Genomic DNA, 26,445 nt, shown 5'->3' on the forward strand with positions numbered 1-26,445 from the left:
AACTGCGGGATTGATTATATCAAAGCTGATCGCTTTTCATCCTGTTTTCATCGCCTCTGTGGCAAACTGCGAGAGATCTTTTTCTGGCTTTATGTTGAATGTGAGGAGATGCGATGAAACCCTTTCCATTATTCAGTTCTATTCTGGCGATCAGTTTGTCGATTGCCTCCCCTACAGCCGTATTTGCCCATGTTGGTCACGGCGATGAGTTTCAAGCAACAGGTGGTATCAATCGAGTCGAAGTAAATGCTGAGACCGACTCGTTCCTGGGCATCGAAGTTAAGCCAATTGAGCCAGCTACTGATGGCAGCAGTGCGGTATTCATCCCTGCTACGGCCATTGTAGATGTCGATGGTCAGCAGTTCGTATTTGTCGAATATGAAAATTTCTATGAGCCGGTAGAAATCTCCACAGGAGAGACACAGGGAGAACTAATTGAAGTTTTACAAGAATTATCAGTAGGAGAGCGGCTGGTAACCCAGGGTAGCCTCTCACTCTATGCGGAATCACGCAAAACCCAAACCACTGATTCTGTAGTTGCAACAGATGGAGAGGAAATTATGAATGATTCAGTTCCTACACCAGTTGAAACTGAAATTACAGAGAATGATATAACCCAAGATGGACTGGGACGAGGTTTGATTGCGGTTGGTGTTGGGGGCGCTGTATTACTAATTGGCGCAGGTGCGATCGTTGTGTTCACGTCTGGGAAGAAAAACAATCCCGCGCGTAATAACAGGGAGCTTTGATTTGAATGTTTAACTCAATTCTCAATCAAACCCTTAAAAATTCAATTGCCCAGCGGTGGTTTATTGTTGTTTGTGCGATTGTGGTGGCGATCTGGGGCATAATCAGCGTTACCCAGATGCCCCTGGATGTGTTCCCTGAATTTGCGCCACCTCAAATGGACATCCATACTGAAGCAACTGGACTGGCACCGGAAGAAGTGGAAACTCAGATTACGGTACCAATTGAAAGCGTGGTGAATGGTTTGCCAGGAGTAACCAAGGTGCGATCGTCCTCTCAGGTAGGACTATCGATGGTGCAGGTAGTCTTCGACCAGGATGCCGATATTTATCAAGCTCGCCAGGCAGTGACCGAAAGGCTCCAACAAGTTGCCAACCAACTGCCTGACGGAGTACACCCGCCGGAAATTTCGCCCCTGTTATCGCCACTGGGCACAATTTTGCAATATGCCTTTACTGTAAATGGCCAGGGACAAACCTCCATGATGGAGCTGCGTAGCCTGGTTGAAGTCACGCTCAGTAATCAGATCCTTTCCGTGCCAGGGGTCTCACAAATCACCATTTATGGCGGTGATGAACGCCAGGAACAGGTATTAATCGACCCAACCAAACTAGTGGATTGTCAGCTTTCAATTTGTGGGTAAAGTCGCTTAAGGCGAATACGAGCATCTGCAGTTGTGAATTGCCAATCTACCGACTTCTGCAAATGATTACGCTCAATGAACCAAGCTGATGTTTCTTGTTCAAGAGTTTCTCGATCTGGGATCCGTCGATCCAGACATTGTCGGGTTAGTGCAGACAGCTCGATTTCGGCAATATTTAGCCAACTTCCATGTTTGGGCGTATGGTGAATTTCTAGCCGTTCGACCAACCGACGCGCAGTGGACGGAGCAAAGGCCTGATAGAGCGAGGCAAGTTTGTGAATGTTCAAATTGTCACATACCAAAATGACAGTCTCGCAATCGGCGTAGTCTTGTTCAAGTAAGCGTTGAATTTCGATCGCCCAATCAACTGAGGTTCTGCGTTCACTCACAACTGCTTTACGCCAACCGGCCAAAGGTTCTGTAAACAAGAAAATATTAGCGGTGCCATTGCGCTCATATTCATAATCTACCAACTCTGGTTGTCCTGATTTAGCCGGCAATGGAATGCGTGTTTGTTTAACCAATTGCACCGGTTTTTCATCCATGCAAATTACCGGATGCTTAGAATCATAGGGTTGGTGATAAATCTCTAGTACATCTTCCATATGAGCAACAAAATCGGCATTTTGCTCAGGTGGAATCACATACTGTTGACGTAGATGTGGTTTCAGTTCGTTTTTTTCAGCACTTGTCGCACGGTCTCGTGACAAATAGCTGGTACAATTTCTAACTCCACCGCTTTATCAGCAAGCAATCGCAATGTCCAGCGAGCATGACCAGCAGGTGGTTCGCTACAACGTAAGGCTATTAGCTTTGCCTCCGACTCTCCATCACATACGTGTGGTCGTGGCGCACTTTGGCGAGGTTTGCGTGCCAAGGCCGACTCTAAACCTCCTTCAATCAATCGTTGACGCAGGTTGGCTACTGTATTGCGATGGCAACTAAAGGTGGCGGCGGCTTCCGCATCTGTCCAGTTCTGGCCATTTATATCGATATTTAACAGAATGTTGGCATGTTTGATTTTATAGGCGGCGGCCTTACCAGTAGACACAAGATTTTGCAGCTCTTCGCGCTCTTCCTTGCTCAAACGGACGATATAGCGTTTAGGCATAATATACTGCTCGGATAACATAGGTATAGTTTATCCATCTTTCCCTTAACTCACAAACCCAAGATTGACAGAACACTAGAAGCCCTGAATGTTTCGCTGACCGAAGTCACCAATGCCACCAGAGAAGCAAATGCCAATGCGCCCGGTGGCTTTTTGGTAGGTGGCGGACAGGAACTGTTAGTACGTGGTATCGGGCAAGTACAATCGATCGCTGATCTGCAACAGTCCGTCGTTAAAGTCCAGAACGGTGAGCCTATCTTACTCAAAGATGTAGCAGAAGTAAGAACTGGGACAGCTTTGAAACGTGGTGATGCCAGCTTTAATGGCCAGCCTGCGGTGGTGCTCATGGTGAATAAACAGCCCGATGTCGATACACCCACCGTCACCAAAGCAGTAGAGGCGGTGATGCAATCTTTGCCGACTACCTTTCCCGCTGATGTGCAAGTAGCGCGTACCTTTCGCCAGGCTAATTTTATTGATTCTGCCATTCACAATGTCAGTTTTTCGCTGCTCCAAGGCATCATCATTGTGTCGGTGATCATGCTGTTGTTTTTGATGAACTGGCGCACAGCGATGATTACCCTGAGTGCAATTCCCATGTCTTTGCTAGTCGGTTTGATGCTGATGAAAGCGTTTGGTCTGGGAATCAATACCATGACCCTGGGCGGCTTGGTGGTAGCGATCGGCTCAGTGGTAGATGACTCGATCGTGGATATGGAAAACTGCTATCGGGGACTGCGCACTAACCAGGCACAGGACAACCCAAAACACCCTTTTCAGGTGGTGTATGACACCTCCATTGAAGTGCGACTGGCAGTAATTTTCTCTACGGTGATTATCATTGTAGTGTTTGCGCCAATCTTTACTTTAACTGGCGTAGAAGGGCGGATTTTTGCACCAATGGGGGTAGCCTATTTGCTTTCGATCGTGGCTTCTACCCTGGTAGCCATGACCCTTTCGCCAGCTCTGTGTGCAATTCTGCTGGCAAATCAATCTTTGCCTCAGCAAGGAACTTTCATTGCCCGCTTAAGCGAACGGTTATATCGTCCATTACTAAATCGATCGCTGCGATCACCCCAATTGATTCTAGGATTTGCGCTGGCCGCATTGGTTGCTACCTTGGCAATTGTTCCTTCCTTGGGACGTGTATTCCTACCTGAATTCCAGGAAAAATCGATGGTCAATTCAATGGTCTTGTTCCCAGGCGTTTCCCTGGACATGACCAATCAGGCAGGTAAGGCATTGGCTAAATCACTCCAGGATAACCCGCTGTATGAGTGGGTACAGGTGCGAGCAGGAAGAACCCCTGGTGATGCTGATGGTGCAGGTGTAAATATGGCACACGTGGATATAGAACTCAGTGATACGGCGCTAAAAGATCGAGAAGCCAGTATTAAACAACTACGTGAGTCATTTTTGGAATTGCCTGGTGTGGCACCCAACGTTGGTGGTTTTATTTCTCACCGTATGGACGAAGTATTATCTGGGGTAAGAAGTGCGATCGCCGTGAAAATCTTTGGTTCCGATCTAGCCGAGTTGCGCCGAGTTGGTAAGCAGATCCGCGATGTGATTGCACCAATTGAAGGGGTCGTGGATCTCCAACTTGAGCCCCAATTGCCGATCCGTCAGGTGCAAATTCAGTACGATCGAATCGCTGCTGCTGAATTTGGTTTAAGTATGGCCGCAATTTCGGATGTGGTCGAAACAGCACTCAATGGTCGGATTGTTTCGCAGGTGCCAGAGAATCAACAACTGATTAATATTGCGATCGGATTGGAAGAGTCAGCCCGTAATAACTTAGATGCGATTCGCGCAGTTCCAATCTCTACACCCACAGGCGAAATTATTTCACTGGGCACGGTCGCAAACGTAGACTATGGCATGGGTGCTAATGTCGTGAATAGGGAAGACGTATCGCGCCTAATTGTGGTGTCTGCCAATGTGGCTGAGCGTGACTTAGGCAGCGTGGTAGGCGACATCCAGGCACAAATTAAACAAAATGTGCAGTTGCCCCAGGGATATTTCATTCAGTATGGTGGACAGTTTGAAGCGGAGCAAAAAGCCACTAACAATTTACTGGTGTTTAGCATTCTGGCAGCAATCGTCATTGCGGTATTAATGTTTTTCTCGGTGAAATCTCTGCCAGCAACGATCGCAATCATGCTCAATCTGCCATTAGCACTGGTGGGCGGTATTGTCTCAATCTTACTAACTGGCGGTGTTATCTCGATCGCCTCTTTGATTGGCTTTATTACCTTGTTTGGGGTGGCGGTTCGTAATGGCTTATTACTGGTGGACAACTACAACAAAAAGTTTGCCCAGGGAATGCCACTTAGAAAGGTAATTATTAAGGGTTCGTTGGAACGAGTAAACGCCATCTTAATGACGGCTGTTACCTCTGCGTTGGGGATGTTGCCGTTAGCGATCGCCAGCGGTGCTGGGAATGAAATCCTGCAACCGTTAGCGATTGTGGTTCTGGGTGGTTTGTTTACCTCCACTGCATTAACGCTGTTAGTTATTCCTGCTCTCTATGCCAGATTTGGCAAGTGGCTAATTCCCAAGCCAACTACTACTAGCATTGAGAAACAATCTTATAAAGATGAATCTGCGAAGGTAGCGATTGGAGTAAAGCTCTAGCAGTCTATAGTCGGTTGAGTTGGATTAACTCAGGTATAAAAATATGGTAGTGCTATACAAGTTCTGACACTGTTTCTAGCGATCGTGTGGCGCTCCATTGCAGCTTCGCTAGCTTTACCCCTAGTTAGTGGTCAAGCAGAAGGATTCCTCTGGCTGCTAGATTTACGTCGCGGTAAATTTGGACAGATTAACCTGGAGATGGTTTATCCATTTCTCAATGGTCTAGGACTTTTATTTTTAGCTGCAACAGGGATCAGTATGTGGTTACGATCGCCCCGATAATTAATCTGGCGATCGAAGAGCATTTTTATGAATGCTCAGCAAAAATTCCTGTTGTTCCATCCTCTAAAAGAGTAAATACGGTATATGGCTCAACCCGATTACCAGATTCCATCCCAGGTGAACCGATCGGCATACCTGGCACTACTATTCCTTTAATGCCAGGCTTCTCATCCAGCAACCGCTGTACGTCTTCCGCTGGTATGTGTCCCTCAATTACATAGCCGGCCGCGATCGTGGTGTGACAGGAATACATTTCTGCTGGCACTCCATACTGTTGCTTAATTGCCTCTACATTTTCAGTAATTTCATCCTTAATCTGAAAACCCGCTGCTTCCATACGATCAATCCACTGCCCACAGCAAACACAGGTGGGAGTACGAAAAACTGTGAGTTTATGGGTCGCCGAATGTGTCGAAGTAGATGAGACTGTTTGAGCTTGGGGTTTCAGGTTTGAAGCACAACTAGTCAAAACCATACTAGTTGTAACCAGACCCGCTGCTAAAAACTTGGTAGTAAAAAAACGTCGCTTCATCTGTAATTTATACCTTTAGATTCAAAATATTAACTGCTGATGTATATCTGGCGAGTTTAAATCGCCTGCCAGTTACGGCGATCGCGGCGTTGCCAAATTAAATAAGCAATTGCCCCCAGAAAACAACTCGAACAATCAGAGCATCGCCATTTTGAGTTAGTTGCCAAAGCAAATTGAGATGCAGCGCAGCCAGAGTGCCAAAAATTGTCAGCAACCAGAACTCTGTTTTCTTGGCATAGTCTTTAATTAGTTTTACTAACTCAGCAGGCACAACGGTCATAGTTGTAACTCTCCACTAGTTTGTAACTCAGCTAATTTAGAATTTAAGTAAGCTTGGCGCGACGTAGCATCACCGCATTGATTGCCACAATCACAGTTGAAAAACTCATCAGCAAAGCACCAACTGCTGGTGATAAAACTATCCCCCATTTAGATAGCACTCCAGCAGCAAGAGGGATTGCCAACACGTTATAGCCAGTTGCCCAGAAAAGGTTTTGAAGCATTTTGCGATAGGTCTTTTTGGCTAAATTTAAGGCTTTTACTGCATCCAGGGGCTCGTCATTAATTAAAACCAGATCGGCCGATTCGATCGCCACATTAGTACCAGCACCGATCGCTAACCCCATATTTGCCTCCAATAGGGCAGCCGCGTCATTAATGCCATCACCCACAAATGCGGTGGGAGCCTCTTTTCGTAATGCTTTGATCCGGTTCACTTTATCCTCTGGCAATACCCGCGCATAGTAGCGATCGATGCCCAAATCATCGGCTACACTACGGGCTACGGCTTCGGCATCACCGGTAATCATCACTGCCTTCACATCCATTTGATGCAGGCGATCGATGGTAGCGCGGGCTCTTTCTCTAACCTGATCAGCCATCGAAATAACTGCGATCGCTTGGTCTTTGTCCATTAGCACTACGGCACTTTCGCCGCGATCGTCAGCTTTGGCTAATCCTGCTTGCAAGCTATCTGGTAATTTCAAGTTTTGTTCCTTTACCCATTCAGGGCGACCCAGACGATAGGTTTGGCCATCAACTTGCCCTTCTACTCCCTGGCCAGTGACAGTCTGAAAGTCTTTCATTTTAGGCAAATCAAGCTCATACTGATTCGCAGCTTCTACAATCGCCTTAGCTAGGGGGTGCTCAGAAGCGGTTTCTAGGGCTGCGGCAACGGCTAGTGCTTGTTTTTGCTGTATTTTGGCAACTGTAATATTCTGCACACCAAACTTACCCTTAGTAAGAGTTCCAGTCTTATCAAAAGCCATAATTTTAATATCTTTGGCTCGTTCTAGGGCATCCCGATTCCGCACTAGAATCCCATTTTTAGCGGCTAGTCCAGTAGAGTTAGCAATTACCAGAGGGATAGCCAGACCCAAAGCATGGGGACAGGTAATCACCAGCACCGTCACCGCCCGATTGATCGCAAATACTAAATCATTGATAGACAGCCAGACCACGAAAGTAAGCGAGCCCGAAGCGATCGCCACCAAGGTGAGCCAATAGGCTACTTTGTCTGCAAGTGCCTGGTAACGACTGCGAGAGGATTGGGCTTCTTCCACCAGCCGCATGATTTGACTGATCGCCGTATCATTTCCAATTCGGTTTACTTTAACCTGCACCGAGCCTTCAGTATTGACCGAGCCTGCTACAACCTCATCTCCCACCTTTTTAGAAACTGGCTTTGATTCCCCGGTCAAAAAAGATTCATTAACATTGGTGTTACCTTCGATCACCTCACCATCATTAGGAATCTGTTCACCAGGACGGATTAAGATCACATCCTCAACCTGAATCTGATCGACAGGTATATCTTGAATCTCTCCATCTCGGATTAAGTGGGCTTCGTTGGGAACCAGACTTGATAATTCTTGCAGTGCTTGACTTGCCCCCTGTACTGAGGCCATTTCTACCCAGTGCCCCAACAGCATAATATCGATCAGGGTGGCCAACTCCCAGTAGAAGGGTTTGCCTTCCAATCCTAAAGACACGGCCAGGCTATAGATAAACGCCACTGAGATCGCCAGGGCAATCAGTGTCATCATGCCGATCTTGCTCTGAAATTCATGCCAAGCCCCTTGGATAAACACCCAGCCACCATAGAAGTAGATGACAATGCCAAAAAGTGGGCTAATCCAGACGGAGCCGGGGAATGAAACAGCTTGATAGCTCAACCAATCCTGAAGCTGTTGGGAGAAGTAAAGAATCGGCAGAGTTAGAACTAGCGATCCAAAAAAACGTTGCTTAAACATCTCAGGACTGTGACCTGCATGTTTATCATGACCACCATGATCATGGGAATCATGATTTTGATGATGCGCATGGCTATGGTGTTGGCGATCGCTGCCATGATCATGCTTCATCTGGTTGTGGGAATCTGATTCCGACATAGTACCTCTCAAAATTTAGTTATGCATGATTAGGCTTGAATCTCTAAATTGCCCATCATGCCCATATCTTCGTGGTCAAGAATGTGGCAGTGATATACGGTCTTGCCAGCAAAATCACGGAACGGAATACGGATCCGAACTGTTTCACCAGCCCGCACCAAAACAGTATCTCGCCAAGCCTGATATGGCTCTGGTACGTCATTGCGGCTAATCACCTGAAAGGGATTAACGTGCAAATGGAATGGGTGATCCATCACGCCGTTATTAATAAGTTCCCAATCTTCAACCGTGCCAAGTTTCACCCTGGTATCAATCCGATCGGGTTCGTAGGGTTGACCATTGACTAGAAAAACCATACCCATGCCTGGAGCCATGCCATGATTGAGGACAAATTGCCTGGTTGTGATTGGTTCGGGCAAGTTATTAACCGTAATCAATTGCTTGGGTAGAGACAGCTTAGGCACAGAGCCTTGACAGGTTAAGGTAGCTAAAACTCGATTATTATTGCTAGTGAATCCACCCATCATATTGCCGCGTCCCATCATCCCCATGCCACCTCGGTCATAGGGCAAATTAAGCAGTTCATAGGTTTTAGGCTCACGCTCCCCTCTAATCAGCACTTCAGCCCTCTCACCTGGAGCCATTAACAACTCCGAAATTTCTACTGGCTCAGCTATGCCGCCGCCATCGGTAGCGATCAGATACATGGGATGATTATTAGTGAGCGCAAGGCGATAAAAACGTGATGTGGAAGCATTGAGCAATCGCAATCGCAGAAAGCGATCGTTGGGGATGCTTATCTCTGGTGCAATTTGGCCATTAAGCGCAATAACATTACCTTCCCTGCCAAACGATCGCGCCATAGGATTTAATGTCTGCATTTGACCATTACGATCCAGATCAAAATCCTGTAAGACAAAAAACTCTTCTTTGGCTGTTTGCACTTCGGGAATGCGATCTAAATCACCACGGATCACAAACAACCCGGCTAACCCACCAAATACCTGCTCAGCTACATAACCATGACGATGGGGGTGATACCAGGAAAGCCCGGCAGGGTGGTCTTTAGCGATCGTAAATTCATAGGTAAAGCGATCGCCTGGGGCAATATCAAGAAAGATATTATCACCACTACCTGTGGGCGGGATATGGGGGCCGTGGTAATGCAAATTAGTTGGCTGAGACAGATTATTAGTAAAGTTAATCCGTACTGTGTCACCAGCATTAACTTCAAGGCGTGGCCCCGGTATTGTGCCGTTATAGCTAAGCAATGATGCAGTGTTTCCACCTAGTTGCACCGATCGATAGCTAGCTTCTAGCTCAACCTCTAATAATCCGTTAGCACTCTTGTATAGCTGGGGTGAAGTAATTTCCGCATCACGGGCAAGAGTTGAGCGATTTTTACTGATTAACCAATTTGAAGCTAAAGCTAGCCCTGCACCCGCAGCCCCCAGGACAATAAATTGACGGCGCTTTAATTTGTTCATATGGTTCTTAATTAAATATAAAACTTCCAGTTTACTGGAGGATCAAGACTCTGAGCTCAGACATTAATTAGAAGGTCTGAAACTCCAAGTATGAATATAAACTCTCCAGTGGGATGGAGAGTCAAGGTAGAGGTATAAAGATTCAATTCAAAAGGCTTGGCACTCATCAAGCGCTTGATAACAGAGAGGCTATTTTTTGCTGTACTGGGGGCGACAGGTTGCACCAGATAGCCGATGCAGACTCAAACGGCATAACCCGGCTAGTGCTGTTTCAATCGAGATGTTGTGCAAGGAGTAACCCGAATGCTAAGGGCCACAAGATACCAATGCAAAAGAAGTCTTTTGAATGCACTAGGTAACTGATCACCCGTCTAAGTAAAGTAATTGGCGCTTTTGTATCGATCGCCCTGGTCAGGTTTTTAGCTAACTCGATTTCGGCAGTATTTGCCTGAGGTGGCTTGGTTACTTTCACCAGCTCAACCAGTCTTGACCGTAACTTTGATAGCTCTCTGGGCATTGCCCATTGCCGGTAGTGCTGAACAAGTAAGGATTTAGGCGATAGTTGAATATCTATAACCCAAACAAGCTAAGCTCCGAATTTCAAATCGATTGCTAATTATCCTTACTACTGCATGACCACCAACTCTAGGCGATTTGTTCGCTGATACACAATCCTGGTGTCAAGTTTGATGTTTATCTGGGAATGTCCTGATTATGCATACATTGCCCTGCAATCTGTATGTCATAAATTGTTCATACTACAAGTTTAAAAAATGTCTTTTTACTGTTGGCTAAATCGAGTGCTTAGACTCATTGCCGTTGCGATCGTCGGGTTCATAGTAATTAACTGCTTCTTGACATAATTCTATTAATCATAGATTTTTGCAAGAATTTCGGCAAAATCTTCATGCTAGAGGAATTGCAAGGTGAAAGAAATAAAGGCGATCATCCAAGCTTCCAAACTAGATGATGTCAAAACCGCTCTGATCGATGTTGGTATTCATGGTATGACTGCATCAGACGTTCAGGGTTTTGGTCACCAGAAGGGACATATAAAGCCTAATCCTGGCTCCGATTACGATCGGATTGAATCAACTTTAGCCTTGATGGTGCTTGGTGGCATGTTTGTTGGCCCTAGCTTCACCAAAAAATATGCAGTTCAATTGTTGCCCAAAACCCAGATCGAAGTAGTAGTTGAAGATGACCAGGTTGATGAAGCGGTAAAAAAAATTCTTGCCGTTGCCAACACTGGTGAGATTGGCGATGGCAAGATATTTATCACTAATGTCAATGAGACAATTCGCTTGCGTACTGGCGAAAGAGGCGATGAAGCCCTTTAAATCTAAGCCAGACATGCGGCTTAATCAGCTAATAACACCCAAATGGAGTATTAAATAAATGAGGTATGAGGTATTAAATATTAAACCAAAGCAGTCGAAGCACTCATGTGGTGTAGCATTTTTTTGAGGTGCTTGAGCGCAGGGGTAACGATCGCCACAAAATAAGCCTCCCGTAGCTTCCGTTCCTGCGGACTACCATGTAAATAAGCCCTCGCGCCAGCATGAAGCATTGCTGAATTTGCCGCCTTGAGGGAAAGTTCTGCCGCTGTAATTCTGGCCTGAATCGCTTCTCGATCGAGTTCGGGATCATAATCTCCCTCAAAGGCATCGATCCGATCGGCGAGGGTATAGGTTCGCAGTCGCAACATTTCTAGTTCTGATGCCAGCTCTTCGGCTTGATCATCCAGAAAATAATTCACATGTCCCAGGCGCTTATTCGATCGCTGGATTAATTCAATGCAGCTATTCACCAAACCCAACCCCATCCCCACCTGAGTAAGAATAAAACCTGGTTTGATTCTGGGTATATATTGATCGCAAGGCGCAGATAGTACAAACTGATCGGCTACAAACACATCCCGCAGCACACAGCTAAAGGTTTTAGTACCTTCCAGGGCAATGAAGTGGGCATTCTGCCGCAGGGTCAAGCCAGGGAAATCTCCCTCCGACACGATCGCCATCATGTAGTCTTCAGTATCGGCAATTTTTGCTACCACTGCGAAATAGTGACCCGCATCAATATTTGAAACCCAGGGCAACAGACCATTTAGCACATAACCGCCATCACAGGGCTTCGCTTCGATCGCAATCTTTTCAATATTGGCAAAATGCTTCATCGGGTTGGATAAACCAGTTCCTGCCAGCACTTCGCCAGAGGCAACCTTTGGTAATACCTCACGATGCAAATATTTATTTTCACTTTTTTGCAAATACCAGACACAGGCCACCTGACACCAGGCAATAAAACCAGTGCTCATGCATTGATTGGAGATCGCTTCGATCACCTGGGTCGTTGCTTTCAACCCCTTGGCGGCACCACCAAGCTCGGTTGGCACTGACTGAGCAAATCCACCCAATTTGCCCACCTTATGCATAAATTGCTGGGGGTAAACGCCCTTTAAGTCGATGTCCTTAACGATCGGTTCTAATTCCTGCTTAATTAAGTTGGCGAAATTAGGATCGCTTAAGGGATTTTCTAAGTTATAGGTAGGACTAGCCTGCTGGGATAAATTTTCCAGTACCTGCATCTACGTTTCTCCTAACTTGACTGTTTGAATGCTATTAAAATTAACTAAATGTGTTTAAATGCTCTGGGCTGACTCTTTAGCTCAACGACTAAATTAACTAAATTATTTATTGATGCCGATCATAAACATCAGCAATTGTCTTTAAAATTGATTTGCCAAATGACTTAATCAAATGACTTAATTCAGTAGCAATTTAAAATTGGCTGCCCCTATCTCGGATAGGAAAGATATGCAAAAGATATGCATAAGAAGTTAATCAGATTCAATATTTCTAAGCATAAAAATTACTGTGATCATCTTGCGTTGGCGAAAATCTTATTTATTTCTTATTGATTCTTATTTATTAATAGTTAATTGTGAACTGGTTTGGAATCTAGCTACAGTCTGGTTCTCAGGCTAATAATAAAAAACTTACTTAAATAAATACCAGCCGATCGATTGGCTCGATCCATGTTTATACAATTGATGATCAGGCAAACTAGTGTAAAATTTCACCAATAATTACTTCAGCTTATCCATCAATCCTCTGCTGATTAATGTGGCTTGGTACTGTTACTTTGGTAATGTTACTAAGGATTCTAAAAATTTATGCTTATGTAGGTGTATTCGGCTCATGCTCATCACTTGCGCCTGAACATATATTGAGCCGAACATGTTGCAAATTCTGCCAAATCAGCTACCAACTAATTACGATCGCAATCCAGACAGATTCGACAGTTATTGATCCTAATTAGCTAATCTGAGCTTGGCCGATCGCCACCACTGATTAACTAGTCATTGTCAACAAACTAGCCTAGTGAGACTTCCATATTGACAGGGTTACGGGTCGTATTAGCGACAGGTGACCAGAAATTAGAATGGGCAACTAGTTCTTCTAATTCCTCACGACTAGCATCACCTTCCAGATTGACCTTAACCCGAACGTCAGTAAAGCCAAGCCGTTTTTTGGCCAGATCGCCAATCCCCCACACACCAGTGATATTAATATCGCCTTCTAGTTCTAGCTCTAGCTTGGTCAAGTTAATGCCGCGCATGACTGCATTAGCATGAATACCCACCGATAGGCAGGAACCCAATGCGGCCAGGTTGGCTTCCGAAGGGTTGGGCGCAGTGTTATCACCCAGCAAGGTAGGCGGTTCATCAACCACATGTACGGGCAGATCGCGGATGTAGTTAAGGTTCCGAAATTTGCTTTCGCAAACTGTTTTGACTTTTAGCGTACCAATTTTAGTAGGATCTTCTTTGGCCTTGTCCGCTAAACCGACCAAACCTTCTTTGCTAATTGGGGTAATTGTGGTCTTCACAGTTTCGGTCATATTTTTCTCCTAGAGGTTGAAATTAATTAAGTTAATCCGATCGACTAGTCGATCCCGATGACAAAGTTATTCGAGTTTACGATATTTTGCCGATCCCTAGTGTTTATAGCTGGTTTATATCCGATCAAACCAAAAGTGATAAATATGAATAGCTACATAAAACAGTGCGATCGTGATCGGAGCGGAAGCAGGAATGTGAGATCGGGTGATGCAGGATTAGGTTCCGATCTTTATTTAATAATAAATTTATCTTAGCGCGATCTCCAAATAGAATGTTCTATCTATTTGAATATTATTTCAACATACCCCAATAAAATAGTCAACTATGGTTGGGTAATTTTTAGCAACCCAAGATTTTCAAGATTCATCACCCCGCGCCGCAATTGTCTGCCATTCATCGATCAGCGCCGGGGGGATCGATAGCCGGATATCTTCATCACCCAGAGTGGGCAATTGCAGCTTGATCGGGATCGCCGCTTGTAACTTTGGCACGATCGGCATCAGGTCATACTGGGCAATGTTTGGTTCTGGTGCGGTAGCGTCCGTAAAAATCTGGCTGGAATTATCCGCAACTGAGAATGACTTGCCCAATGAGGTAGTAATTACCAGGGGGCGATCACGATCGATCGAGGTAATCCCTGGGAAACCGACCAGGCGCAGCTTAAAGCCATGACTACCGTCGGCACGCACCCGATTAAAGGCGATCGCCTGCCAGGAGTTACGGTGCTGGTCTTTCAGGGCTTGGCGCGATTGATAGACCACCTGATCTGGAGCCTCATGGGTATGCCAGATCTTGGCTTGGGCTGGCATGGCGAGCAATAATCCTGCGATCCAAAATAAGCACAGCAGGCAGATTGTGACAATTTTCGCAAAAATTACTGACCAGATTCTATGTAGATATTTTTTCAGCATCGATCGTTTATTTGCCTAAGATTCGTTCCGATCAACAATGATCGCCAACGCTGCAATGGTCTGCTCAAGCGATCGTCATTAACAACAGGTCAGAGTGGCTAAGCTCTGCCCGATTGTCTAAGTTAGCGAGATGCGATCTGCTTCTAATTTAAGCCAATAGATTTCTAGTTGGGAAAATCAAGCACATTATTGATGAGAAAGTGCCATTTCATAGAGTTTTTGATTAGCCTGGGCAGATTTAAACAAATCCACGATCGGCTGGGGGTAATCCACGCCCAACCGCACGCCATATTGTTTTTGCTCCGCCGGAGAAAGCAACCAGGGTTCATGCACCTTGCTGGCGGGGATTTTTGCTAATTCTGGCAGCCAATGTTTAGCATAATCCCCCTGGCGATCGTAGTCTCTGGCTTGCTTGGTGGTGTTAAAAAAGCGGAACCCCCGCGCATCATTACCAACCCCTGCGCTATAGTTCCAGTTGCCCCAATTGCTGCACACATCGTAGTCGATCAGCAACGATTCAAACCAGGCTGCCCCGATGCGCCAATCGATTCCTAGATTCTTGGTTAAAAAACTAGCCACATTTTGCCTGCCGCGATTGGACATAAACCCAGTTGCCGCCAACTCACGCATATTGGCATCGATCAAAGGAAATCCGGTTTTCCCTTCGCACCATTGTGCAAATCTTGTGGAATCTTTCTTCCAGGGAAGGTCTAAATTTTGGAGGCCAGATTTATAAAAAAGGCGATCGCCATGTTTGGCAGCAATGAACCGAAAGTAATCCCGCCAGATTAGCTCAAACACCAGCCAATAGGTAGAATCATTGGCAACGCGATCCTGTTCATATTTTTGCACCTGCTCAAAAATGTAGCGGGGACTGATACAACCATGCGCCAACCAGGGCGAAAATTTGGAGGAATAGTCTGCTCCCAACATGCCATTGCGGGTTTGTTTATAGGTTCTCAGACAATCGTTCTGCCAGAAATATTGATCTAGCCTAGCGATCGCCGCCCCTTCGCCCCCAGTAAAGGTAATTGCGGCGCGATCGTCCGGTGCGATTGGTTCTAAGCCAAGCTGCGCCAGACTAGGTATCTCACCAGGATCTAGAGGTGCATCTATTTCATTTAAATCATTTAAATCATTGAAAGATATTAATTCCGTTGGCATGGGTAAGGCAGGATTGATCGTGGCTTCTTGCTCGACCTGCTTGCGAAATTTGGTAAATATTGCCGGGATTCGCTCCATCGAAAAAGGTAGATCATCGCGGTGGTAGAGAGTGTGCCCCCAGAAGGCTTGAAGTTTAATATCTGTTGCAGCGAGATCCTGAGCGATCGCCGCTTCTACTTTGGTTTCCTCACTGGTCACTTCCTGGTGATAGTAGATTGCATTTGCATTTGCATTTAGCTTTTGAGCCAGTTCTGGCAAAATCTGTTCTGGTTCGCCATAACGCACGATCAAATCGCTGCCCAGTTGCCGCAAGCGATCGCGCAGGTCAAGCACACTTTCGGTTAAAAACTGCGCCCGAAATGCCCCTGTCTTGGCAAAGCCATATTTAGTGGTTGCAAACTGGCGCGGATCGAAGCAATAGATCGGAATGGCGATCGCTCCTGCTTTGGCCACTGTCCAGAGTGGCTCATGGTCATGTATACGCAGATCATTGCGATACCAGATAATTATGCGTTGTGGCGACATTTGGACCTTCCTAAAGAAAGTGGACAGTTAGTTTAAGCGGTTTGTTCTAGAGCAAACCAACAATCCTCTTCAAACTGCACTGGTGAAACAAAAACAAGCGTAGAATGAATGCGTTGCCGATTGTAAAAGACCTCAATCTACTCAGGCTACTGCTTTTTGTTCGGCTGTAAATAGCCGATGTCCTCTTTTTTTTGCCATTTGGACATTCTCCTATATTTATTTTCAACTCTTGCGGAGTGGCCATTTTTTCGAGACAGGGTCAGTGATTTCCCTATCGAAAAAGCCAGGCATATTCTATCGCTACATACTCGTAACCAATCCGATCGCTTGTTGCAGATGACAGGATTGCTGTAACCCGATCGCCTATAGGAGCTTGAAAACGTCATTATTGTTTCTTTATATGGCTAAAATATTAGATATGTATCTTATATGTGATATTGTTGGGTTTAATTCGAGTGTTAGATATTAGTTGAGAATTTAATGCAAAAACTTCAATATGTAGCTCATACTCCTAATAAGTTAGGTGAATGGCATAGTTTACAAGAACACTTATCCGATGTTGCGATTAAGGCTCAGGGTTATGCTGCAAAAATAGGTTGTGATGAATTAGGTTACTATGCAGGACTATGGCATGACTTAGGTAAATACCATCCTAAGTTTCAACAGTATTTAGAGTGTTGCCATTTAGCTACTGAAAATGGACGGAGTAGCTCATGCAAAAAATTTCCCCATGCTATTTATGGAGCTTGCCTGGCCAGAGAGTATCTACAGCCATTGGCACCAATTATCTGGGGACATCATGCCGGATTACCTGATAAAGACAAGTTAACAAATGATTTAAGTAAGGAAAATCATGCTGTTCAAAATGAATATCGAGCAGTTCTGCAGCATGTGCCGGAAACTTTACTGCAAGTACGATCGATCCAAAAATCGAAGCAAGCAATGCAAGGCTTGGCCAAAGATAGTACCGAGATGCTAATCCGCATGCTTTTCTCTTGCCTGGTTGATGCTGATTACCTGGATACTGAAGAACATTTTGATCCTGATGCTCCAAAATTGAGAGGTGGTTACAAAACGGTAAATCTACTCTGGAAAATATTTCAAGCGGATCAACAGCAGCTTTTCGATCGAGTAAAAGGCATAGATAGTAAAGTCAATCAGATTCGCTCAGAAGTTTATCTTGCCTGTGTTGAGGCGGCAGCACAAATGCCTGGTGTTTTCCGGCTGGCAGTGCCGACCGGTGGTGGCAAAACTCGCAGTGGTCTGGCGTTTGCTCTCAAACATGCCATGATCCACAACTTAGATCGTGTGATTGTGGCAGTTCCCTACACCAGTATCATTGAACAAACAGTTAATGTATATAGAAATATTTTAGGTGAGGCAGATGTTTTAGAGCATCATAGTGCGGCAAAAGAACCTGATGATGAAGATGCCAGACAAAGCTATGCCAAGGCGCGTCTTGCCACCCAAAATTGGGATGCATCGTTAGTTGTGACTACAACAGTTCAACTTTTTGAAAGCCTTTTTGCCAATCGTCCCAGTCGCTGTCGCAAGTTGCATAACCTAGTGGGCAGTGTGATTGTGCTAGATGAAGTACAAACCCTACCGATGTTCCTATTAACGCCAATTTTAAGTGGATTAAAGGAACTAGTCGATCGCTATCGGGTCACAGTAGTGCTCTGTACCGCTACCCAACCGGCACTGGAAGGCGAAAGCCGTTATCTTGAAGGTTTCACCGCAGGATCGGTAAGAGATATTGTTTCATCTGCACTGGCTAAACAGCATTTTGCCGGACTGGCTCGGGTTAACTACGAAATCAAGGAACAAACCTGGTCATGGGAGCAACTAGTTGCAGATATTAAGGAACACAATCACGATCGCGCCTTGATTATTCTTAATACCCGTAAAGATGCGCTGGCGGTATTGGATACATTACAGAACGATGATGAGATTGATGCTGATTCACTTCTACATCTTTCAACTCTGCTCTGTGGTGAACATCGCCGCCAGGTATTAAACCAAGTCAGAAACAGACTCGATCGCCACCAACCTTGCCTATTGGTTTCAACCCAGGTGGTGGAAGCAGGGGTGGATTTAGATTTCCCGGCGGTTTATCGGGCGATCGGCCCTCTCGATCGGATTGTGCAGGCAGCGGGTCGGTGCAATCGGGAAGGCAAAATGCCAGAAAAGGGAAGAGTTGTAGTTTTTGAGCCGGAGCAGGGTAGTAAACCGAAGGGCGATTATGAAACTGCGGCCAAAAGAGCTGAAGGTATATTAAAAAGTCCTGAGCTTGATTTGCACAATCCAGATACTTTTGAAACTTACTTTAAAGTGCTTTATAAGGACGTTAAGCTAGACCAACTTGATATTCAAAAGAAGCGAACCAATTTCAATTACCCAGAAGTTGCTAAGAATTTCAAATTTATTAAGGATGATACAACACCTGTGGTGATTCAATTTGACGATCGGGTGCGCAAGCATTTAAAACAGATTCAGCGACGAGACCTGAATTCAGGTGACTATCGAAAACTCCAACCTTATTTAGTGAATCTCAGACAAAATGATTTCAAAGGAACGGAAGCATTGCGCGAGGAGATCGCCCCTGGTTTATGGGTTTGGGAACGCCTCAGTTATGACGAACTTAAGGGAATCAAAATTGGCGATCGATCGATCGATTTTGATCCAGCGGACTTAGTGCAATGATCTATCACTACTTACCCTAACTGCATCGCAGGAACGGACATACAGTCAAATTCATTAATATCACTTAACAATAACAGTATTTAGGAAGAAAACTGTATAATGCTGTTATTCAATTAGAAATTTGCATTGTGGAAACTGATTCATCCTTAGTCGTTAAGGTTTGGGGCGACTTTGCTTGCTTTACCAGACCAGAATTTGGCGCAGAGCGGGTTAGCTATGAGGTGATGACCCCAAGTGCGGCGCGCGGAGTGCTGGAAGCAATTTTTTGGAAGCCCGAATTTAGCTGGCAAGTCCAGGAAATCCAAGTGCTCAAGCCAATCAAGCGTTTTTCAATTCTGCGCAACGAAATAAATAGCTGGCAAAGCGATCGTTCTGCCAAAGACCCCGCCTATCACTATTATGCCGATGGCGATCGGGCTCAACGCCATACACTCTGCTTGCGCGAAGTGGCATATATGATCAAAGCCAAGATCAATTTAAAGCCCCATGCTAGCGCTCATCCGGCCAAATACCGCGATCAATTCCGCCGCCGCGTGGCCAAGGGGCAATGTCATCATCAGCCCTATTTGGGTACCCGTGAATTTAGTGCCTTTTTTAGCAAACCAGAAGAAGGCGATCGGCCAATTAAGGGTAGTGAAGGCAATAAAGAATTGGGCTTGATGCTGATGGATCTAGAATTTGCGATCGACAGCAAAGGGGCAATTACCTATCTTAGTCACGATCCGAATGGTGCAAAGGCGGTGAAGGGGAATGCTAGCCCGAGATTCTTTGGGGCCAGATTAGAAAATGGTGTTTTGAGGGTGCCTGAATCATGATTCTTAGTCAGCTTTACGAATATTCGCAGCGACAAATGGAACTGCCGCCTGCCATGTATAAGGGAACCAAAGTTCGTTGGGTGATCAGTTTATCTACTGAAGGTGAATTCCGAGATTTTATTCCCAGAGGTGGTAATTCAAAAGCAGATAAGCGCGGTACAGAAATGACGGCTCCCCATATACTCAGAACTGTTGGTGTCAAACCCAAGCTATTGGCTGATACGGGCGAGTATGTGTTGGGGATTGCCAGGCCAAACTCCAAACCTCAAAGAGTAAAAGATTGTCATCAACAGTTTAAGGATTTGGTTCAGCAATGTGCAAATTCGACTGAAGAACCTACTATTAGAGCGATCGTAAAATTCCTCGATACCTGGAACCCAGAAACAGATCGAGGCAAGTTACCAAAAGATTTTGATCCAGCGGATGTGATCACATTTGAGGTTGGTGATACTTTACCTGCTGATGAAAAAGCAGAACTACATAGGATTGAAGAATTTTGGGCTGATTACACCCTTGGTGATAGCGATAAGTCTATGCCAATTATGACTTGTCTGATTACTGGTGAGCGTAAACCTGTCGTATCAACATTGCCACTCTTAATTAAGGGTCTGGTGGGTGGACAACCCTCAGGCACAGCAATGGTTTCTGCTAATGCAAAACCCTTTACTTCCTATGGCTTAAAAAGCTCTCTTACTTCGCCAATTTCCCGTGATGCTGCCGAGGGCTTTGCCAAAGCCCTCAACCATCTGATTGCTTCACCAAATTTCCGGCTTAGAATTGGTTCTACCACCTATGTATTTTGGACAAGGGATCAAGAAGATGATTTTGATGCTCTGTCATACCTAGATGATCCTGACCCAGAGAAAGTAAAGAGTCTATTGAGTTCTCCCTTTACAGGTCAGCAATCATTTAGTGTAGATGAGAACCAGTTCTATTGCCTCACCCTGACGGCGAATAATGCCAGAGCGGTAGTGCGTGATTGGCTTGAAACAACTGTTCCGGAAGTGAAGCGCAACCTATGTAATTGGTTTGAAGCTCAAAGGATAGTTGCACCTGATGGTGAAGAGTTCAAATCATGGGGAGTTTATAAACTAGCTGCCAGCGCCTACCGCGATCCCGCCAAGGAAATGCTTCCCGCCGTGCCAAATGCTCTAGTTAAATTTGCCCTCAGTGGCGATCGTCTGCCTCATGATCTCCTCGCTAGAGTCTTGCGTCGTAATCGTGCCGAGCAAAAAGTCACCTATGCTCGCGTTGCTCTGATCAAACTGATTCTGACCAGTCAAAACAAATTCGCCAGAACTGAAATGGAAACATTAAATCCTAATCCAGATTTCCCAGCCATAGCCGATCACACCGCCTATCACTGTGGTCGATTGCTCGCTGAACTAGAGGCGATTCAAAGAACTGCCCTAGGCAAAATTAATGCCACCCTCACCGATCGCTACTATGGTGCTGTCTCTAGTACCCCTGCCAGTGCGTTCCCACCACTTTTGAGTGGCGCTAAAAGAGCCCATTTGCCCAAGCTCAGAAAAAATAGACCTGGTGCCTATCAGGCTCTGGAAAAGCGCTTAGAGGAAATCATGTCGCATCTTTCTGAATTGGGATTTCCTAAAACCCTGACCTTGCAGCAACAGGGTCTGTTTGCGATCGGCTATTACCATCAAAAAGCCGCCAATCGTGCCGCTGCCCAAACCAACCAAGCTAGCTAAACTCCAAAAACAAGACTATGACTAAACATTTCGACCCCAATCGCCGCCATGACTTTGTTTTACTATTTGATGTCACCGACGGTAATCCCAATGGCGATCCCGATGGCGGTAATATGCCGCGCACTGATCCAGAAACCCTCCAAGGATTAGTGACCGATGTCTCGCTTAAACGCAAGATTCGTAATTATGTTGCTACCTATGCTGCCCATGAAGCACCAGATGATCAAAAGGCACGATTGAAAATATTCGTAGAACATCATGGTGTTCTCAATGAGCAAATCCGGCTTGCTTATACAGAGCAGGATATTCCCACGGGCAAACCTGCAGATGACAACATTGATGATGCCGAGATTCTTGCTGGTCTGAGGGCAATCGCTGCTGATTTACCAGAAGCCTTCACCTTTGTCGATCGTGATGATGATGCCAGCGATGATGAAACAGAACCCGCCAATTTAGCCTATAGTGGCGAACTCTCAGACACCGAAAAGAAAGAAGCGCTGGAGCAACTAGAAGAGGTAATTAGCGAACTGGCGATCGAATCGGCAATTGCCAAAAAAACGATCACTTTTATTAAAAACCTGACCAAAAAAGCAGGCAAGCCCGACAAAAGCCGTGCCAATGCCGAAAAAGCCCAGGTCTGGATGTGTAATAACTTCTTTGATGTGCGCATGTTTGGTGCGGTAATGAGCACTGGTCTTAATGCAGGGCAGGTGCGTGGCCCCGTGCAAATCACCTTTGCCCGCTCTATTGATCCAGTCCTGCCCCAAGATCTGGCCATCACCCGGATGGCAGTGACTACCGAAGCCGATCGTGAAAAGTTACAGACCATGGGTCGTAAAACCTTAATTCCCTATGGTCTATATCTGGCCTATGGATTCTATTCTCCTTATCTGGCACAAAACACTGGGGTTAACAAATTTGATCTCCAGTTATTCTGGCAAGCCCTGGTAAATATGTGGGACTTCGATCGCAGTGCCAGTCGAGGGCTAATGGCTCCACGTGGGCTATACGTTTTTACCCATGAATCAAAGCTTGGTAATGCCCCAGCCCATAAGCTGTTTGAGCGAATTACTGTGCGGCTCAAAAATCCAAATTCTACCCCTCGCTCATTTAAGGATTATGAGTTGATTGTCAATACCGATAATTTACCAGATGCAATCACGCTTACTGATTTATTAGCAGAATAAGCAAGTGGAAGTACCTGACACTGATGACTATGTCATGCTTAGCGCGTTGCAGCATTATGTTTTTTGTCCACGCCAATGCGCGCTAATTCATGTTGAGCAAACGTTTGATGAGAATATCTATACATTGCGAGGGCAACGGGTACATGAACGCGTGAATATTCCCGAAGGTGAAAGCTTTGAGGGGATTAGAGTCGAGCGATCGCTAACGCTTTGGTCTCACCAGCATCGGCTTACTGGCATTGCCGATCTAGTTGAGTTTAGCTTTGATCATACCCCTTACCCAGTTGAATATAAATCTGGCTCCCGCAAACCCCGCCGCGCTGATGATGTACAACTTTGTGCCCAGGCTTTGTGTCTAGAGGAAATGTTTGGTATTGCTGTTCCAAAAGGGGCAATTTTTCATCATGCTTCTAAGCGTCGCCGAGAGGTGATATTCGATCCCGACTTGCGATCGCTGGTAATTGAAACTGCTCACCAAGTACGACAGATGTTAACTCAAAGTATTGTGCCGCCTCCTGTAGCCGATCAACGTTGCCCAGATTGCTCTCTGCTAGATGCCTGTATGCCCCATGCGATCCAAGATTTTAGAAAATTGGCTCAGTCAAATAATCCATTTTTTGTTCCTTTAGACCCGTGAAAGTCTTATTAAACACACTCTATGTGCAAACTCAAGGTAGTTACCTCAGACTCGACCACGAAACCTTAAAAATCGAAGTCGAGCGCGAATTAACCTTTCAAATTCCCTTACATCATTTGGGTGCGATCGTTACTTTTGGGAATGTGCTAATCAGTCCATTTTTGATCCATCGTTGTGCTGAAGATGGCAGAGCGCTGATCTGGCTCTCTGAATATGGTCGGTTTCGCGCCAGAGCCAATGGTTCGACCAGTGGTAATGTACTGCTCAGACAAGCGCAATATTCAGCTTTAGAGAGCACCGATGCAGTTTTGCTCATTGCTCGCTATATTGTGGCTGGCAAGTTGCAAAATGCCCGACTGATTCTGATGCGATCGGCGCGTGATGCTAAAAATGAAAGCGATCGCACTGCGTTATCGGCTGCCGCAGCAACACATGCGGAAGCGATCAAAAGCGCTGAGAAGGCTGAAAGTGTTGAGAAGCTGCGCGGCATTGAAGGTTATGCGGCCAAGGCTTATTTTGCCGCTTTTAGCCATATGATTCGGCTCAATCGTGATGCCTTTGCGTTGACGGAGCGATCGCGTCGGCCACCCCGTGATCCGATCAATGCAATGCTTTCTTTTGTTTATACTCTTTTGGTCAATGATTGTGTCAGTGCTTGCGAGGGAGTTGGGCTCGATCCGCAGGTTGGCTTTTTACATGCAATCAGGCCAGGTAGGCCATCGCTGGCTCTGGATTTGATGGAGGAGCTACGGGCTCCCATTGCCGATCGCTTGGTGCTCACCCTTATCAATCGTGGTCAGATCAAACCTGAGCATTTCTTAGAAAGGCCTGGCGGCGCAATTTTTATGACCGATGATGCTCGTAAGACTGTTTTAGCTGAGTTTCAAAAACGCAAAAAAGTAGAGGTCAATCATCCCATTCTGGCCACCAAGGTGCCTTTAGGGTTGGTTAATCATACCCAGGCGCGATTGCTGGCAAGACATTTGCGCGGCGATGTTCCCACCTATCAACCGTTTATCCTACGCTGATTTTTAGCTTAGCCCTATATTCCAATCGAAAATCATGGCGAATATTTTGGTTACCTATGATGTTAATACTGAAACCAAGGAAGGCCGCCGCCGTCTGCGTAAGGTTGCCACTACCTGTAAAGATTATGGACAAAGGGTTCAACTCTCTGTTTTTGAATGTAATGTAAATGAAGCGCAGTATGAGGCTTTACGGGCAAAGCTCTATAACATTATCGATCCCGATCTCGACAGTATCCGCATCTACAAACTACCTGCTCCCAGGGAACTTTCGGTTGAGTGCTATGGAATCGACAAATATATTGATTTTAATGACCCGCTGATTATTTAAGTTTGCGCGAACCTATAGCAAGGGCTAAATCCCTGGGGGGTTCGCGTTCTAATCCCTGTCAGCGTTTCGGCGTTTTTTGCTAAATTATGGCTTTTAATTTTAACCATGCTAAACCAGATCCGCGTAATTAACTCCTATGATCACCTCTGCCAAAGGATCTGGTATGATTGCGGTTGCACCTGGCCTTCGGGCTGGGTGAGGATTGGAACCCACATATTTGATGGCGGATTGTGATCTTCACGCGGTTGCACCTGGCCTTCGGGCTGGGTGAGGATTGGAACACCGAGGACGACATTTTGGAGTTGTGCCGAAGTGAGGTTGCACCTGGCCTTCGGGCTGGGTGAGGATTGGAACTGGCGATCGAGCGGTAGATAGTCTGGGCACAGCCACGGTTGCACCTGGCCTTCGGGCTGGGTGAGGATTGGAACAATCACCCAGAGGAGGCGATCGCCAGCTTCGGGCGCGAGGTTGCACCTGGCCTTCGGGCTGGGTGAGGATTGGAACCTCCGGTGGGCAATCGGTTGTTACTTGTGGCTCAATTGGTTGCACCTGGCCTTCGGGCTGGGTGAGGATTGGAACGAATCTGTTGTCTGGTGATTCATCGTCACCGGTTGCACCTGGCCTTCGGGCTGGGTGAGGATTGGAACTAACCTTGCCATACGAGGATTAATCAAAGCTATGTGAGTTGCACCTGGCCTTCGGGCTGGGTGAGGATTGGAACATCGAGCGAGCCAAACAATTTGCGCTGAACTTCCAAGTTGCACCTGGCCTTCGGGCTGGGTGAGGATTGGAACAATTCCCGTCCCTGGTATTTATCGAAATATTGGCTGTTGCACCTGGCCTTCGGGCTGGGTGAGGATTGGAACTAGTCATCATCGGCTTAAGCAATGCAGCGATCGCCGTTGCACCTGGCCTTCGGGCTGGGTGAGGATTGGAACGTTGGCGATCGCACCTGGTAAAACCTGATCTGGCGGTTGCACCTGGCCTTCGGGCTGGGTGAGGATTGGAACAATCACCCAGAGGAGGCGATCGCCAGCTTCGGGCGTTGCACCTGGCCTTCGGGCTGGGTGAGGATTGGAACACCTGAGCAGCAATTATCTTTGGTTGGCGATACCGTTGCACCTGGCCTTCGGGCTGGGTGAGGATTGGAACTCTGTACAGTTCGTGGGCGATGTTACCTATGTTGTTGCACCTGGCCTTCGGGCTGGGTGAGGATTGGAACAATAAACTGCCTGACGGTGTGAAGAAAAATGTAGGTGGTTGCACCTGGCCTTCGGGCTGGGTGAGGATTGGAACATGGGCTGCCACTGTTAAGACTACGTGGGCTGAGTACAACTCAAGTTGCACCTGGCCTTCGGGCTGGGTGAGGATTGGAACGATAATAGAGAAATCCAAAAATTACCTATTGGCGTTGCACCTGGCCTTCGGGCTGGGTGAGGATTGGAACTCGGTCAGGTCATCGAACTTGATTTTGGTCAGCGTTGCACCTGGCCTTCGGGCTGGGTGAGGATTGGAACACAGTAATGAGAGCCTTTGACAGGGCGATTGCCGTTGCACCTGGCCTTCGGGCTGGGTGAGGATTGGAACTAAATATCCAGCGGCTAAAGGCAATGCCGCCAATAGTTGCACCTGGCCTTCGGGCTGGGTGAGGATTGGAACAGTTTGACGAGAATTACCCGCAGTGCTTGTTAGGTTGCACCTGGCC

Annotated in this window: 19 protein-coding genes, 2 pseudogenes and 1 CRISPR repeat array (1 of these 22 only partly in view); of the genes and pseudogenes, 12 read left to right on the forward strand and 9 right to left on the reverse strand. The window is 46.2% G+C overall.

From position 1 onward, the window contains the following. The first annotated feature begins 113 nt into the window (after window positions 1–113). Together PSE7367_RS08585 and PSE7367_RS08590 are read left to right on the forward strand one after the other, a co-directional pair. Window positions 114–749 carry an efflux RND transporter periplasmic adaptor subunit gene (locus PSE7367_RS08585; protein ID WP_015164977.1) on the forward strand — a complete coding sequence of 212 codons (636 nt, stop codon included), beginning with the start codon at window positions 114–116 and terminating at the stop codon, window positions 747–749. 5 nt (window positions 750–754) lie between these two features. After that, window positions 755–1,381: pseudogene (locus PSE7367_RS08590) on the forward strand (efflux RND transporter permease subunit); the annotation flags it as partial. On the opposite strand, the gene PSE7367_RS21915 reads toward PSE7367_RS08590, so the two are convergent. Further along, window positions 1,369–2,501, reverse strand: a protein-coding gene (locus PSE7367_RS21915) for an IS630 family transposase (protein WP_156800460.1) whose coding sequence is annotated in 2 segments (ribosomal slippage) — window positions 1,369–2,072 and window positions 2,072–2,501 — 1,134 coding nt in all. Because the reading frame shifts where the segments join, the coding sequence is not laid out codon by codon here. The pseudogene PSE7367_RS08590 and the gene PSE7367_RS21915 sit on opposite strands and share 13 nt — an antisense overlap. 75 nt (window positions 2,502–2,576) lie before the next feature. Here PSE7367_RS21915 and PSE7367_RS08605 point away from each other — a divergent pair. Continuing rightward, window positions 2,577–5,138, forward strand: a pseudogene (locus PSE7367_RS08605) (efflux RND transporter permease subunit); the annotation flags it as partial. 69 nt (window positions 5,139–5,207) lie between these two features. Further along, window positions 5,208–5,420, forward strand: coding sequence for a PepSY domain-containing protein (locus PSE7367_RS21135; RefSeq protein ID WP_413773412.1), 213 nt, complete (start codon window positions 5,208–5,210; stop codon window positions 5,418–5,420). A gap of 25 nt (window positions 5,421–5,445) precedes the next feature. Here the strand turns inward: PSE7367_RS21135 and PSE7367_RS22710 are convergent, their stop codons facing one another. The 4 genes from PSE7367_RS22710 to PSE7367_RS08625 all read right to left on the reverse strand — a co-directional run bounded on the left by PSE7367_RS22710 (window position 5,446) and on the right by PSE7367_RS08625 (window position 9,829). Beyond that, complete coding sequence (locus PSE7367_RS22710) at window positions 5,446–5,952, reverse strand: DUF411 domain-containing protein (RefSeq protein ID WP_015164978.1); 507 nt, start codon at window positions 5,950–5,952, stop codon at window positions 5,446–5,448. 97 nt (window positions 5,953–6,049) lie between these two features. Further along, window positions 6,050–6,232, reverse strand: coding sequence for a hypothetical protein (locus tag PSE7367_RS08615; RefSeq protein ID WP_015164979.1), 183 nt, complete (start codon window positions 6,230–6,232; stop codon window positions 6,050–6,052). A 43-nt stretch (window positions 6,233–6,275) separates the two neighbouring features. Then, entirely contained in the window at window positions 6,276–8,342 is a 2,067-nt protein-coding gene (locus PSE7367_RS08620) for a copper-translocating P-type ATPase (RefSeq protein ID WP_015164980.1), read from the reverse strand. Window positions 8,343–8,371: 29 nt separating this feature from the next. Continuing rightward, on the reverse strand, window positions 8,372–9,829 hold the full coding sequence (locus PSE7367_RS08625) for a multicopper oxidase family protein (protein ID WP_015164981.1): 1,458 nt from the start codon (window positions 9,827–9,829) through the stop codon (window positions 8,372–8,374). A 926-nt stretch (window positions 9,830–10,755) separates the two neighbouring features. Here PSE7367_RS08625 and PSE7367_RS08635 point away from each other — a divergent pair. Then, a complete protein-coding gene (locus tag PSE7367_RS08635; protein ID WP_015164983.1) occupies window positions 10,756–11,169 on the forward strand; it encodes a P-II family nitrogen regulator in 414 nt (137 codons plus the stop codon). 80 nt (window positions 11,170–11,249) lie between these two features. On the opposite strand, the gene PSE7367_RS08640 is transcribed toward PSE7367_RS08635, so the two are convergent. The 4 genes from PSE7367_RS08640 to PSE7367_RS08655 form a co-directional block, all read right to left on the reverse strand. After that, the gene (locus tag PSE7367_RS08640) at window positions 11,250–12,416 is read right to left on the reverse strand and encodes an acyl-CoA dehydrogenase family protein (protein ID WP_015164984.1); all 1,167 of its coding nucleotides are present in this window, start codon (window positions 12,414–12,416) and stop codon (window positions 11,250–11,252) included. A 788-nt stretch (window positions 12,417–13,204) separates the two neighbouring features. Continuing rightward, window positions 13,205–13,732: an OsmC family protein gene (locus PSE7367_RS08645; RefSeq protein ID WP_015164985.1), complete on the reverse strand. Its 528-nt coding sequence runs from the start codon at window positions 13,730–13,732 to the stop codon at window positions 13,205–13,207. A 357-nt stretch (window positions 13,733–14,089) separates the two neighbouring features. Then, window positions 14,090–14,542, reverse strand: coding sequence for a DUF3122 domain-containing protein (locus PSE7367_RS08650; protein ID WP_225882696.1), 453 nt, complete (start codon window positions 14,540–14,542; stop codon window positions 14,090–14,092). A 288-nt stretch (window positions 14,543–14,830) separates the two neighbouring features. Next, window positions 14,831–16,333: a DASH family cryptochrome gene (locus PSE7367_RS08655; RefSeq protein ID WP_015164987.1), complete on the reverse strand. Its 1,503-nt coding sequence runs from the start codon at window positions 16,331–16,333 to the stop codon at window positions 14,831–14,833. Window positions 16,334–16,813: 480 nt separating this feature from the next. On the opposite strand from PSE7367_RS08655, the gene PSE7367_RS08660 reads away from it, so the two are divergent. The 7 genes from PSE7367_RS08660 to cas2 all read left to right on the forward strand — a co-directional run bounded on the left by PSE7367_RS08660 (window position 16,814) and on the right by cas2 (window position 24,740). Next, complete coding sequence (locus tag PSE7367_RS08660; protein ID WP_015164988.1) at window positions 16,814–19,036, forward strand: CRISPR-associated helicase/endonuclease Cas3; 2,223 nt, start codon at window positions 16,814–16,816, stop codon at window positions 19,034–19,036. Between the two features lie 128 nt (window positions 19,037–19,164). Beyond that, on the forward strand, window positions 19,165–19,851 hold the full coding sequence (cas5c, locus tag PSE7367_RS08665) for a type I-C CRISPR-associated protein Cas5c (RefSeq protein WP_015164989.1): 687 nt from the start codon (window positions 19,165–19,167) through the stop codon (window positions 19,849–19,851). Continuing rightward, window positions 19,848–21,560, forward strand: coding sequence for a type I-C CRISPR-associated protein Cas8c/Csd1 (cas8c, locus tag PSE7367_RS08670; protein ID WP_015164990.1), 1,713 nt, complete (start codon window positions 19,848–19,850; stop codon window positions 21,558–21,560). Before cas5c ends, cas8c begins: the two co-directional genes overlap by 4 nt. A gap of 17 nt (window positions 21,561–21,577) precedes the next feature. Then, on the forward strand, window positions 21,578–22,747 hold the full coding sequence (gene cas7c / locus PSE7367_RS08675) for a type I-C CRISPR-associated protein Cas7/Csd2 (protein ID WP_015164991.1): 1,170 nt from the start codon (window positions 21,578–21,580) through the stop codon (window positions 22,745–22,747). 4 nt (window positions 22,748–22,751) lie between these two features. Continuing rightward, window positions 22,752–23,384, forward strand: coding sequence for a CRISPR-associated protein Cas4 (gene cas4, locus PSE7367_RS08680; RefSeq protein WP_015164992.1), 633 nt, complete (start codon window positions 22,752–22,754; stop codon window positions 23,382–23,384). Continuing rightward, window positions 23,381–24,412 carry a type I-C CRISPR-associated endonuclease Cas1c gene (gene cas1c, locus PSE7367_RS08685; protein WP_015164993.1) on the forward strand — a complete coding sequence of 344 codons (1,032 nt, stop codon included), beginning with the start codon at window positions 23,381–23,383 and terminating at the stop codon, window positions 24,410–24,412. Before cas4 ends, cas1c begins: the two co-directional genes overlap by 4 nt. Before the next feature lie 34 nt (window positions 24,413–24,446). Then, window positions 24,447–24,740 (forward strand): CRISPR-associated endonuclease Cas2, encoded by a 294-nt coding sequence (cas2, locus tag PSE7367_RS08690; RefSeq protein WP_015164994.1) that lies wholly within the window; start codon window positions 24,447–24,449, stop codon window positions 24,738–24,740. Window positions 24,741–24,912: 172 nt separating this feature from the next. After that, window positions 24,913–26,445: a CRISPR direct-repeat array (repeat unit 37 nt; unit sequence GTTGCACCTGGCCTTCGGGCTGGGTGAGGATTGGAAC); it runs 4,245 nt beyond the window's last position.

Source organism: Pseudanabaena sp. PCC 7367 (genome assembly GCF_000317065.1).
Classification (GTDB): Bacteria; Cyanobacteriota; Cyanobacteriia; order Pseudanabaenales; family Pseudanabaenaceae; genus Thalassoporum; species Thalassoporum mexicanum.

Bases quoted from the DNA above. Each gene is read 5' to 3' on its own strand.
- PSE7367_RS08585 (WP_015164977.1), top strand. From the start codon at position 114: ATGAAACCCTTTCCATTATTCAGTTCTATTCTGGCGATCAGTTTGTCG.
- PSE7367_RS22710 (WP_015164978.1), bottom strand. From the start codon at position 5,952: ATGAAGCGACGTTTTTTTACTACCAAGTTTTTAGCAGCGGGTCTGGTT.
- PSE7367_RS08615 (WP_015164979.1), bottom strand. From the start codon at position 6,232: ATGACCGTTGTGCCTGCTGAGTTAGTAAAACTAATTAAAGACTATGCC.
- PSE7367_RS08620 (WP_015164980.1), bottom strand. From the start codon at position 8,342: ATGTCGGAATCAGATTCCCACAACCAGATGAAGCATGATCATGGCAGC.
- PSE7367_RS08625 (WP_015164981.1), bottom strand. From the start codon at position 9,829: ATGAACAAATTAAAGCGCCGTCAATTTATTGTCCTGGGGGCTGCGGGT.
- PSE7367_RS08640 (WP_015164984.1), bottom strand. From the start codon at position 12,416: ATGCAGGTACTGGAAAATTTATCCCAGCAGGCTAGTCCTACCTATAAC.
- PSE7367_RS08645 (WP_015164985.1), bottom strand. From the start codon at position 13,732: ATGACCGAAACTGTGAAGACCACAATTACCCCAATTAGCAAAGAAGGT.
- PSE7367_RS08650 (WP_225882696.1), bottom strand. From the start codon at position 14,542: ATGCCAGCCCAAGCCAAGATCTGGCATACCCATGAGGCTCCAGATCAG.
- PSE7367_RS08655 (WP_015164987.1), bottom strand. From the start codon at position 16,333: ATGTCGCCACAACGCATAATTATCTGGTATCGCAATGATCTGCGTATA.
- PSE7367_RS08660 (WP_015164988.1), top strand. From the start codon at position 16,814: ATGCAAAAACTTCAATATGTAGCTCATACTCCTAATAAGTTAGGTGAA.
- cas8c (WP_015164990.1), top strand. From the start codon at position 19,848: ATGATTCTTAGTCAGCTTTACGAATATTCGCAGCGACAAATGGAACTG.
- cas7c (WP_015164991.1), top strand. From the start codon at position 21,578: ATGACTAAACATTTCGACCCCAATCGCCGCCATGACTTTGTTTTACTA.
- cas2 (WP_015164994.1), top strand. From the start codon at position 24,447: ATGGCGAATATTTTGGTTACCTATGATGTTAATACTGAAACCAAGGAA.